The organism is Sphaerospermopsis sp. LEGE 00249 (genome assembly GCF_014299995.1).
Lineage (GTDB): Bacteria > Cyanobacteriota > Cyanobacteriia > Cyanobacteriales > Nostocaceae > Sphaerospermopsis > Sphaerospermopsis kisseleviana.
This window is the reverse complement of record NZ_JACJUZ010000037.1, coordinates 38196-49909: the sequence shown is the minus strand read 5'-3', so window position 1 is coordinate 49909 and position 11714 is coordinate 38196. Positions and strand designations below refer to the sequence as shown.

12 protein-coding genes are annotated in these 11714 nt (G+C 38.3%); 6 read left to right on the top strand and 6 right to left on the bottom strand.

The genetic code is table 11. The annotated features are described in order from the left end of the window. The first annotated feature begins 120 nt into the window (after positions 1–120). Positions 121–267, top strand: a complete 147-nt coding sequence (locus tag H5968_RS14075; protein ID WP_187040460.1) for a DUF3368 domain-containing protein — start codon at positions 121–123, stop codon at positions 265–267. A gap of 126 nt (positions 268–393) precedes the next feature. Here H5968_RS14075 and purF read toward each other — a convergent pair whose 3' ends face one another. Continuing rightward, complete coding sequence (purF, locus tag H5968_RS14070) at positions 394–1881, bottom strand: amidophosphoribosyltransferase (RefSeq protein WP_187040459.1); 1488 nt, start codon at positions 1879–1881, stop codon at positions 394–396. A 220-nt stretch (positions 1882–2101) separates the two neighbouring features. Next, complete coding sequence (purL, locus tag H5968_RS14065) at positions 2102–4468, bottom strand: phosphoribosylformylglycinamidine synthase subunit PurL (protein ID WP_187040458.1); 2367 nt, start codon at positions 4466–4468, stop codon at positions 2102–2104. 89 nt (positions 4469–4557) lie between these two features. Between purL and H5968_RS14060 the strand changes: the two genes are divergently transcribed. Both H5968_RS14060 and H5968_RS14055 read left to right on the top strand, forming a co-directional pair. Next, on the top strand, positions 4558–5043 hold the full coding sequence (locus H5968_RS14060) for a PIN domain-containing protein (protein ID WP_096567496.1): 486 nt from the start codon (positions 4558–4560) through the stop codon (positions 5041–5043). Beyond that, on the top strand, positions 5030–5224 hold the full coding sequence (locus H5968_RS14055; RefSeq protein ID WP_096567498.1) for a hypothetical protein: 195 nt from the start codon (positions 5030–5032) through the stop codon (positions 5222–5224). Before H5968_RS14060 ends, H5968_RS14055 begins: the two co-directional genes overlap by 14 nt. A 579-nt stretch (positions 5225–5803) precedes the next feature. On the opposite strand, the gene H5968_RS14050 is transcribed toward H5968_RS14055, so the two are convergent. The 3 genes from H5968_RS14050 to H5968_RS14040 form a co-directional block, all read right to left on the bottom strand. Then, positions 5804–6631, bottom strand: a complete 828-nt coding sequence (locus H5968_RS14050) for an Rpn family recombination-promoting nuclease/putative transposase (RefSeq protein WP_187040457.1) — start codon at positions 6629–6631, stop codon at positions 5804–5806. 67 nt (positions 6632–6698) lie between these two features. Continuing rightward, positions 6699–7352: a hypothetical protein gene (locus tag H5968_RS14045; protein WP_187040456.1), complete on the bottom strand. Its 654-nt coding sequence runs from the start codon at positions 7350–7352 to the stop codon at positions 6699–6701. A gap of 492 nt (positions 7353–7844) precedes the next feature. Continuing rightward, positions 7845–8330: an allophycocyanin subunit alpha-B gene (locus H5968_RS14040; protein WP_096567504.1), complete on the bottom strand. Its 486-nt coding sequence runs from the start codon at positions 8328–8330 to the stop codon at positions 7845–7847. Between the two features lie 227 nt (positions 8331–8557). Between H5968_RS14040 and rlmD the strand changes: the two genes are divergently transcribed. After that, complete coding sequence (gene rlmD, locus H5968_RS14035; RefSeq protein WP_187040455.1) at positions 8558–9928, top strand: 23S rRNA (uracil(1939)-C(5))-methyltransferase RlmD; 1371 nt, start codon at positions 8558–8560, stop codon at positions 9926–9928. Positions 9929–10379: 451 nt separating this feature from the next. Continuing rightward, positions 10380–10829, top strand: coding sequence for an anti-sigma regulatory factor (locus tag H5968_RS14030; RefSeq protein ID WP_096567507.1), 450 nt, complete (start codon positions 10380–10382; stop codon positions 10827–10829). Positions 10830–10905: 76 nt separating this feature from the next. Here H5968_RS14030 and H5968_RS14025 read toward each other — a convergent pair whose 3' ends face one another. Then, on the bottom strand, positions 10906–11166 hold the full coding sequence (locus tag H5968_RS14025) for a DUF6439 family protein (protein ID WP_187040454.1): 261 nt from the start codon (positions 11164–11166) through the stop codon (positions 10906–10908). An 80-nt stretch (positions 11167–11246) separates the two neighbouring features. Between H5968_RS14025 and H5968_RS14020 the strand changes: the two genes are divergently transcribed. Then, a complete protein-coding gene (locus H5968_RS14020) occupies positions 11247–11591 on the top strand; it encodes a hypothetical protein (protein ID WP_187040453.1) in 345 nt (114 codons plus the stop codon). Positions 11592–11714 lie beyond the last annotated feature (123 nt).

Genomic DNA, 11714 nt, shown 5'->3' with positions numbered 1-11714 from the left:
TTGTATGTGTCAACAAATTAGTTATGTTCATTGGATGGAAGATATCATGAGATGTTGACATTTTCACCCTTAATAGGACTACTATAACTGAATATGTAAACTTTTGTAACGACATTCAACATTTCTGGTACAATTGGTATTTTATTAGTAGCAAAGCAACAAGGTTTGATTCCTGCAATCAAGGATATTTTAGATGATTTAATTAGGGAAGGTAAACATATTAGTTCACGACTTTATCAAGAAGCTTTGTTAGCTGCAAAAGAGTGATTTTAAGTTAAGGATGTTTTTCTGAATCAGGATATCCAGGATTTAAGGATGTACAGGATGAAAGATTCTGACAAAATAAAATATTGAAGCGGGCAAGATGCCCACCCCACAAGATGATACAATTATCTAGACTGTAGCTTTTTCCAACATCAATTTAGAACGCTTCACTTGTTCAGGAATAGCTACAGGATAATCACCTGTAAAACAAGCAGAACAAAAACTATTTGTATCTTCCCTGGTTGCTTCTAACATTCCTTCCCAACTTAAATAAGCAAGGGTATCAACTTCTAATTTTTTGGCTATGTCTGCTACTGACATTTTAGCGGCAATTAGTTGATCTTGGGTATCGGTATCAATCCCATAAAAGCAAGGATGGGTGACAGGTGGGGAAGATATTCTCATGTGTACTTCTGATGCACCTGCTTCACGCAATGCTTTAACGAGTTTGCGGCTAGTAGTTCCCCGGACAATGGAATCATCAATTATTACCACCCGCTTACCATACAATACATCTTTCAGGGGGTTCAATTTCATCTTAATCCCCGTTTCCCGCATACTTTGGGTAGGTTGAATAAATGTTCTACCGACGTAGCGATTTTTAATCAAACCTTCACCATAAGCTACCCCTGATGCTTGGGAAAAACCAATGGCCGCAGGTATACCAGAATCAGGTACACCAAATACTATATCTGCTTCTATTGGTGATTCTTCCGCTAGTCTCCGTCCCAATCGCATCCGATAGCTATATAATGTCTCATTGTGCATGACACTATCAGGACGAGCAAAGTAGATCATTTCAAAGATACACAGTTTGCGCTGGGGTTGCTGATTCCACTTATATGATGTTAAACCCTGTTCTGTGATCCAAACTAACTCTCCTGGTTCGACATCGCGCAGATATTCAGCACCGATAATATCTAAACCGCAGGTTTCAGAAGCGAGAACGTAACGTACTGGATCACTGTCTAATGTACCAATTACCAGGGGACGAATGCCGTTAGGATCTCTTGCTGCCATGATACCATCGGGTGTACCAACTACCAGACTAAATGCACCTTGACAACGGTGAAGCGCACGAATCGCACCTTCTAACCAGTCTGCACCAGCATTGACTTCTTCTGCGATCGCATAAGCAATCATTTCTGAATCGGTGGTTGTTAGCAAATGAACATTACTCTGAAGTAATTCTTCCCGCAATTGTATGGTATTGACTAAATTACCATTATGTGCTAAAGCCAAATGACCTAAACGAGTTGAGATAACTGCGGGTTGAGCGTTAACTTTGCGACTAGAACCAGTAGTAGAATAACGGTTATGACCAACTGCAATATTACCGACTAATTCTTCTAAAATAGTTTCATTAAATACTTGAGAAACCAGCCCCATATCTTTATGCTGGTGTACATAATGTCCATTAAAGGTAGCAATACCAGCAGATTCTTGACCCCGATGTTGCAGGGCATATAATCCAAAGTATGCCATTTTTGCTACATCTTGTTCTGGTGCATAGATACCAAAAACACCACACGCCTCTTCTGGTTTATCACAAGCGTTTTCACTAATTTCACTAATATTTATAGATGGATCAGAAGTGATAGAATGCTGGGGAATCATGCTGGTTTTTGCTCCTGGTAACTGGGTACTGGGTACTGGTGACTGGTGACTGGTGACTGGTGACTGGGGAGAAATATTTACCTTCTTCCTCCTGACTCCTGACTCCTGCCTCCTGCCTCTTAATAAATCTTTAACCATCCATTAAAACAGTACCGTAAATTGGTCAAGGATGGGGGATGAATTGTAAATTTTCATGCCTGATCCTTGACATTGATGCGGTTTATGTATTGGCATAGAGAGCGAGACGTTGGGCGATCGCCTGATCGTAAACGTTGCTCATATCGCTAATGCTGACTTTCATCACTTCTTGGTGATCAGCAGTAGTCACTGTTAACCCTGTTGCCAAATTAGCAACAATACCTAATTTTTGCCAATTTTCTCCTAAATGTTCCTGTAAATAGGATTCCCAAATTTCTTGATTTTCCACACTCACAGAAACTAAAATTCTCGCACCACCTTCACCAAACAACACTTCATCAAAGCGAAAAGCAGAGTTTGCAGAAATACCTAAATTTAATTCTGCTCCCAACTTTCCACTTAAACAACATTCCGCCAAAGCTACAGTTAGACCGCCTTCAGCAGTATCATGTGCTGAACACACCCACCCAGAATGAATACCATAACGACACACGCTTTGTACTTTTCGTTCTAAATCAAAATTAACCCTTGGCGGTTTACCTGCAATCGTATTATGAATCGCTGCTAAATATTCAGAAGCTCCCAATTCGATTTTAGATTTTGGATTTTGGATTTTGGATTGCACAGGTAAACCTAAAAGATAAATTACATCACCTACATTTTTCCAGCCCTGTCCACAAATTTTATCCAAATCCTCAATTAAACCAACCATTCCCACCACAGGAGTAGGATAAATAGGCTGGGGATTTCCCTGAGCGTCAAAAGTTTCATTATACAAAGAAACATTTCCACCCGTAACAGGCGTTCCCAACTCCTGACACCCTTCACTTAATCCTTTACAAGCTGATGCTAACTGCCAATAACCGATAGGTTTTTCAGGACTACCAAAATTAAGATTATCTGTCACCGCTAAAGGTTCAGCACCCACACAACTAAGATTCCTTGCAGCTTCAGCTACAACAGACTTAGCACCCTCATAAGGATCTAAATAAACATAGCGAGAGTTACAATCAACCGTAGCAGCAACTCCGCTTCGGTGACTGGTGACTGGGAAAGAATTTAAAGGACGTAAGCGCACTACAGCCGCATCTGCCCCACCAGGCAACAACACAGTATTATTTTGCACCTGATGATCATATTGGCGATATACCCAACTCTTAGAAGCAATGGTAGGTGTACCCAGCAAAGTTAATAAAACATCCTGCCAACTTTGTAACTTACCATTAACTGTAATTCCCCTAGCATCACAACTAGGCAAACTATCAACACTCCAATCCCAGGCTGTTTTTGCATATTCTGGTGGTTCTGTTAACAGTTCTCTTTCATACAAAGGCGTATTTTCAGCCAAAGCATCCGCAGGAATTTCCGCAGCAACTTCACCCTTAAACAAAATTCTGACAATGGGTTCAGCAATTACCGTACCTGCGACCACTGCTTGAAGTCCCCAACGGTGGAAAATATCAATTAACTCCTGTTCTCGGCCTTTTTCGGACACAAACAGCATTCTTTCCTGAGATTCAGAAAGCAGATATTCATAAGGTATCATTCCATACTCACGCGCTGGAACTTTGTCAAGGTTAAATTCAATACCGACACTGCCTTTGGCTGCCATTTCCGAAGTAGAACAAGTGATACCCGCAGCACCCATATCTTGAGCCGCTACCACTGCCCCGGTTTTAAATGCCTCTAAACAAGCTTCAATTAAAGACTTCTCTAAAAATGGATCGCCCACTTGCACCGCAGGACGGTTATCCATTGACTCATCGGTTAATTCTGCACTGGCAAAACTCGCACCACCCATACCATCCCTACCGGTGGTTGAACCAACATATAATACAGGGTTGCCAATTCCTGAAGCACCGGATTTTACTATTTCTGGTGTTTCCATTAATCCCAGTGCCATGACGTTAACCAAGGGATTTCCTGAATAAGCTGGATCAAAATAAACCTCACCGCCTACCGTGGGAACACCTACACAGTTACCATAATGGGAAATACCCGCTACAACGCCATTAAATAATCTTTGGGTTTTGGGATCATCCAAACTACCAAAACGCAGAGAATTTAATAACGCAATTGGACGCGCCCCCATTGTAAAAATATCTCTTAATATACCTCCCACACCTGTAGCAGCACCTTGGAAGGGTTCAACTGCGGAAGGATGGTTATGGGATTCTATTTTAAAAGCTAGTTGCAGTCCATCGCCTAAGTCTACCACACCGGCATTTTCACCGGGTCCGACAAGAATGCGGGGTCCTGTGGTGGGAAACTGTTTGAGGAGGGGACGGGAATTTTTATAACAACAATGTTCTGACCACATTACCCCAAACATACCTAGTTCGGCTTTGTTAGGGTGACGGCCTAAGCGGCGGACAATTTCGGTATATTCTTGTGGTTTAATGCCTTCTGAGGCGATTTCCTGGGGAGAAAAGGGACTTTCGGTGGTCATGGTTTGTTATGCACCAAGAGGACAGATGACTATTTTATCTGGTTACGCATCAAGTGGAGTATAATCTTCTTCTACATTGTTTTAAAACTATGAATAAACAATATAGAATATATTTGGACGTTTGTTGCCTTAATCGTCCTTTTGATGACCAAACCCAATGGCGAATTAGGTTAGAAACAGAAGCAATTTTAGAAATTATCAATAATTGTCTATCTGGAACATGGCAATTAGTCAGCAGTACAGCTTTAGAATTAGAAATTGCTAGGACTCCAGATATAAACAGGAGAGAGCAAGTACAAAAAGTATTAAGAATGGCTCATGATAAGATTTTGGTTACAGAAGAAATTACTAGACGTGCAATAGAATTAACAACTTTTAATATTAAAAAATTTGATGCTTTTCATCTGGCTTGTGCTGAAAATAACGCCGATATTTTTCTAACCACTGATAGCCGTCTATTGTCAAAATCATTAAGCTATAAGGATAATATAACTATAATAGTTGCTAATCCAATGATCTGGTTAGCAGAAGCTACTAATAATATTGTACAAGGAGGAGAAAATGACCCCAATTGAATTATACAGAAAAGGATTTCAAGCTCTTGTAGATGCTTTAGGATATGTGGACGCTATCAGATTTATTCGTCAATTTGATAATGGTAGTGGAGACTATACAGAAGAACGTCATCAATGGTTAGATCAGGTGACAATGGATGAAATACTAGCAGATATTAAGAAACATCAAGAAAATATCTAGGGGACTAAAGATAAATAGGGTTAGAAAAAAATTGATCTGTTAAAAAAACACAAGCCATTTCTAAGGTGCGTTGTATATCGGTAGATGTTTTCATGTTGGTTAATTTTTGGGTGGGTTGATCTAGTTTCCTGTTTTCTGACTGGGAATACTAGTATTAAGACAGTATATGATTTTAACATAAAAAACTATAAATATTTTCAATAAATAGATAATTTCAAATAATATATGTTATTCATGAGATTGAATTTGATTGGGATATAATACGAGCTTCCGACAAAGATGTTTTTCTTAGAAGAAATGCAGAAAATAAACGTCAATCGGAGGAAGGTATTATAACAATTTTGTATAATAAAGGTATAGAATCTTTTGAAAATCAAACTGTTTCTAATAAAGGATTAACTGAAAGAAATTTAATATCTCGTGTAGAAAATACTAAGGGTAAAAACACTGCATATCGCAGAGTAAAAGCATAATAATCATGGTGATTTAGATGTCAAAAATGGCTTTATTTCCCATGATGAGATAGAATTTTGAAAAAAGTGATCAGTTAAACTAATCACTTTCCATTTCCTCTTAACCTTACTCCACAGGATTTTGATCCCCAGATTTTTCCGCAACCTTCCTTACCGCTTCAATATCCACATCTAACCTTGTTGCTATTTCTTCCACCGTCAAACCTAACTCTATTAATAGCGGTACTGATTCCAACCTACCTTCTAGCCTACCTTCTAGCCTACCTTTTGTTCTTTCTTCTTCCGCAACTTCTCGGAAATACCTTGTTTGCTTTAAATCTTCAAAAGTAAACATTGCTTCTATCTCCTGACGGGTTAAATTATTGAATTTATAAACTAAGATCGTCTCTAACAATTGTAAGACTTTTTGCCTTTGGGCTGCATCTGTAAATTGTTGTCGGGATTTGTCCATTAACTGTTGACTGTGATCAATTGCAGTTTCTTCTTTCTCTACTACTAATTTTACCATCCCCAACCCAACGGAATTATCATTAGTAACTTCTAATTCATCCAAATAAATGATTGTTACTTGCTGACTCATTAGCAAACCTCGATACTGGATAGGTACACCAGGATCTAAGCTACGTTTAGCAAAAATCGCTACTGCATGAAAATCATTTTTTGGTTGATATTGATTGAGGTAAATAAAGATTTCTGCAAATAATTTCCAGTAAAAATCTGTTTTTGGTTGAAATTGCACCTCAACAAAATAAATCGGTTGTTCAGGTATCTCTGAATTTGGTATGAATAACCCATCAAACCGAAATGCTAACTCTTTTATTTCTACAGATGTAAATTGATAATTTTCTGCTTCTGTAGCTGGTTTACCAATCAATTCAAAAAGAATATTTGGTAATGTTTGAAAGAGTTGATAGAAGATAGTATCTGTTTTCACCCTGCGAAAAATTCCTATTTTTTCAACTACGACAGAAATAAAAAGGTGACAGTTAAAAGATTTGACATTATCCACCTATTTCCAAATTACTTAAAATCAAATCTGCTCTTGGTTCAAAACCATCTCCATATTCTGCTGGATAATGGGTAATTGCATAAAATACTTTACCCTTTTCTTCTCCAATATAAATATTACCAAAAATCTCTTGACCTTGACTAAAAGTAATCTTTGCTTTTGCCCAAGGATAGGTTACAGTGCTGCTACGATTGACAATTTGCCATTTATTAGATGCAATTATCCCATCTTTACTATTAATAAAATTTTTGACTTCTTCTAAAGCTTTTAAATCATCAGGAAAGACAAATTTAACATAAGCATTTTCATTTTTTACACCTCCAAAATTAGCAGTAAATTTCACTTCTCTTACTTTATTGATATCTTTATTTTGAACTAAAAAATCCTCTTGAGGAAAGTAGGTGCTAAATATATTTTTCTCCTGGTAAAGTTTTAAGGAAATGTTGGTTTTTTCCCCTTCCACAGAAATAGTAGCTGTTTTATTATTTGGTCTATTTTGTGCAGATTTATTACTATCTACAATGGGTTTATTTTCGGTAATGCGGCTATTGTCCGCAGAAATTTGGTTTTGAGTAGGTGTAGTACAAGCAGTAATTCCATTTAATAAGATTGTTGCTGCTACTACTTTAATAAGATTCAGATACATTTTACCAAAATGTGTTAGTGTTTACAAAGATTTGACTAATATATGCAATTGACTGTTTCTGCTACCATCAAAATGATGTATTTTTCTCTTTCAATCAATTGCTCAAAGGTATACATTTTTTCTTCAATTCTTCAGTGATTAAAATCACCGATGAATATGATTACAATCACCATTATCCATGATGAAGATCCTCCTCTAAGAATGAACATCTTGGGATAATAACTCATAACTGAACTCTAGCCGAGTCATTAATAGGGAACACAACTAATGACCGACAGCCTCCTGTCGGTTTTTTGTTTTTGGTGAGCGTCAGTAGATGCACATAAAATATCCCCACAACTTTATAATAACTTGACAAATATGTTGCCATAATTTTGCCATAGCAACTATCAAGTGTGGGGAAAGAGTGATCAAATGAGCAAGATCACCAGTAGCTTTACGCAAAGCACCAGCCGTGATGGCGATCGCTAATGTTGCAGAGAAACCTTGTAATTAGGACATCGCTTGAATGATGTAATCAAAGTAAGGCTCTGCGGCTGCTGCATCTTCACCACTCAGTAAGCCCAAGGATGCTTGTTTAAGGCAGTTGATAGCTTCTACCATTCCCGGTACAGGAACACCCAGAGAATTGTACATTTCCCGTACACCAATCAACCCAATTTTTTCAATTGGTTCTTTGTCACCAGCAAGCACACCATAGGTAATCAAGCGCAGATACCAGCCGAAGTCACGGATACATAAAGCGCGTTGCTTATCTCCGTAAGCATTGCCACCGGGAGCGATAAAGTCAGGGCGCTTTTGCCAAAGTTTTTTGGTTGCTTCCTGAACTATCTTTTTTTCGTTTTCTGACAGGGTTGCAGCGATTCTAGTCCGCTGTGCGCCTGTTTGCAAAAATTCTTTGATACTTTTGAGTTCGCCACTGCTAGGGTAACGCAGTTCGTCGTCAGCTTGGAGAATAACTTGGCTAATTACAGTCATGATTATGTAATCACGGAAATTATATTATTTGTTAGTTTAACCAGTTCGCGGTACAGAAGTGAAGGGTATATTGGTGATTGGTGACTGGGGATTGGTGACTGGGGAAGAGGTAATTGGTAATTGGTGATTGGTAAAAATTAATATTTGTTAATAATATTTTTCCTATTCCCTATTCCCTATTCCCTATTCCCTATTCCCACCCACTAATAACTAATAACTAATGACTAATGACTAATACAGTTTGGCAACAGGGTGAAGTAATAGAACTAGAAATTACTGATTTAAGCGACACTGGTGATGGCGTAGGACGCTTTGAGCAGCGTGTGGTATTTGTTCCTGATACAGTAGTGGGCGATCGCACTTTAGTCAGACTTACACACGTCAAACCCAAATATGCTCATGCTACCCTCAAACAAATCCTTCAACCATCTCTTCAACGTATCCGACCTAGTTGCATTGTTGCTGATAAATGTGGTGGTTGTCAGTGGCAGCATATAAATTATGATTATCAGCTTACATCAAAACATAATCAAGTAATTCAAGTTTTAGAAAGAATAGGCGGTTTTGTTAACCCACCGGTAGCTTCCGTCTTATCCACATCATCATCTTTAGGTTATCGCAACAAAGCCACCTATCCCGTCCGGATCTCAGCTACCGGACAAGTTCAAGCTGGTTATTACCAAAAAGGTAGTCATCAACTCATTAACTTAAATCAATGTCCAGTTCAAGACGCTCGTTTAAATCCTTTATTAGCAGAAGTAAAACAGGATATTAAAAAGCGGGATTGGTCAATCTATGACGAAAAACGCCACCAAGGGCAAATTCGCCATTTAAGTTTACGTATAGGTCGCCGTACAGGGGAAATGCTACTAACTTTAGTAGTCAAAGATAGAAATTTACCAGACATTGAAACCCAAGCCCAGGAATGGTTACAGCGTTATCCCCAGTTAGTAGGAGTTTGTTTGAATCGCAATAGCGATCGCACAAATGCTATATTTGGAAAAGATACAACTTGTATTGCTGGGATTCCTTACCTGCGAGAAAAATTCGCTGGTTTAGAATTTGAAATCCGCCCGGATACATTTTTTCAAGTTCATACAGAAACGGCTGAAGCACTGTTACAAGTCATTCAGTCAGAATTAAATTTACAAGGTCAGGAAGTTTTAGTAGATGCCTATTGTGGTATTGGTACTTTGACTTTACCCCTAGCAAAACAAGCACGCCAAGTTATTGGCTTGGAAGTGCAATCAGCAGCCGTAGAACAGGCAATTTTCAATGCCCAACAAAACGAAATTAATAATGTAACCTTTCAAGTAGGAGCAGTGGAGAAAACTCTACCAAATTTGGGAATTATACCAGATATTGTCTTACTTGATCCGCCACGTAAAGGATGTGAAGCTAATGTCATCAAATCTTTACTGAACCTGAAACCTTCGCGCATTATTTACGTCAGCTGTAAAGTAGCCACCTTGGCTCGTGACCTAAAATTACTGTGTGAACATGGACAATACCATCTTACAAGAGTACAGCCAGCCGACTTTTTTCCCCAAACCGCTCACGTAGAAACAGCAGCCTTTCTCCAGCGATATCCATGCTAAAAGCAACTACTTTAGCTTATATGTTAACCAATTGTTTACAAAAACTTAAATGGAAAATTTGTAGTCCAGTGCATACTAATAATGCTAAAATAAAATTAACCTAAAAATAGAGATTTCTTTTTTAACCATTAAAGTTGCATGACTCTGATTTGAAAAAGTGAAATAAATTGTGCGAATTATTAAGCGGCTACAAAGAAAGTTGAATATTTATATACTTTCCCAAAGTAATAAATAGAAACATAGAAGTTGTTAATTGTATTAGCAAAACAATTACAGCCAAATTTTAATTAAGCAATTTTCACTTATATTTAGAGTCAATGCTCCCTAGCAATTTCATAAATTTAGTTTTACAGACGCAAGTTTGAAGGCAGCATGACCACCTTAATCTTTATCAGGGTGCCGATAACAGCAAACTGATGTCTAGCTAACTAAAAGCTACGGGGTTTCTCTTGTGATTACCATTTCTCTTCGTCCACTTGGTCGCTCTTGGGGTACTATTAGTTTTGCCTCCACTCTTTATCTATGCCCAATATTAGATTTACTATTGGCAGATATTCCCACAAAATTACAAGCCGAACTGCGGCTAGGACTGCAAGAAGCCCTAGTAAACGCAGCTAAACATGGCAATAATCTTGATCCCAGTAAACTAGTAGTAGTTCGTTTTTCCTTGATAGATAATCAATATTGGTGGATTATCTCCGATCAAGGTAATGGTTTTACTCCTTGTTGTAATGCTCATAATGATCCCACCGACTTTTTACCACCAGATGAATCAGAAAACGGTCGAGGGATGTCTCTTCTGCATCAAATATTTGATCAAGTACAATGGAACCGCAAAGGAACAGAATTAAGACTTTGCAAGCAAATAGAAACTCGGCGTTTGTTATCTTTAAGAAGATAGAAAATGGGTAATGGGTAATGGGTAATGGGTAATATTATTCCCAATCACCAATCACCAATCACCAATCACCAATCCCTCAATGTTTACCGTGAGTAGGACAAGGAGGGGCAGAAATAGACTTATCTAACCAGCCTATAGCCTGTTCTAACCTAGCTTGTGCCTCTTGAGGCTCATTTTTGACCAAAAAAACCATAGCAGCCGCTACAAGCTCACTAGCGCGGGCATTGCGGTTAGACTTGAGACGATGCCAGTCATCAGGAGAAATAGTCAATTTTTCCATCAAAGTTTGGGCAAGTTCCAGAGTAGTAACATCATTTAATTGACTGGTTTGATACATAAGACTAAGTGCTGAGTTAAGAGTAAAAGTTATGATGTAATTATCATAGCCAATGACCCATCACCAATGACCCATCACCAATGACCAAACCAGAGGAAAACCAGCAAACGGACTTTGAACAGGAACTACAGGAACTAGAAACCGGACTGCGACTGTTAAAAGAAAGATATGCCCAAGTGCAACGGGATCAACAACAAAAGGCACAATGGCAACAAGAAATTAGAAATCTCAAAGAAAATAAAAATCAGACACCAGAAATCACAGCCGAGTTAAAACGCTTGGAAAAAGAGCTAGAAGCCCTAGAAGTTAACCTAGAAAGCCAGTTATTTTCCTGGAAAAACCTAAATCGGCCTTTTTGGCAAGCAGTCCGTTTTGGTGGTTTAGGAATTATTATAGGATGGGTGTTAAAATTTTTGATTGGGTAATTGGTGATTGGGAAAGAAGGCAATAGGCAATAGGCAATAGGCAAAAGTTTCTTAATTTTGACTTTTGACTTGATACCTCCCCATCTCCCGGGAGCATCCCAAATGTGTAAGTTTATTTTTTGC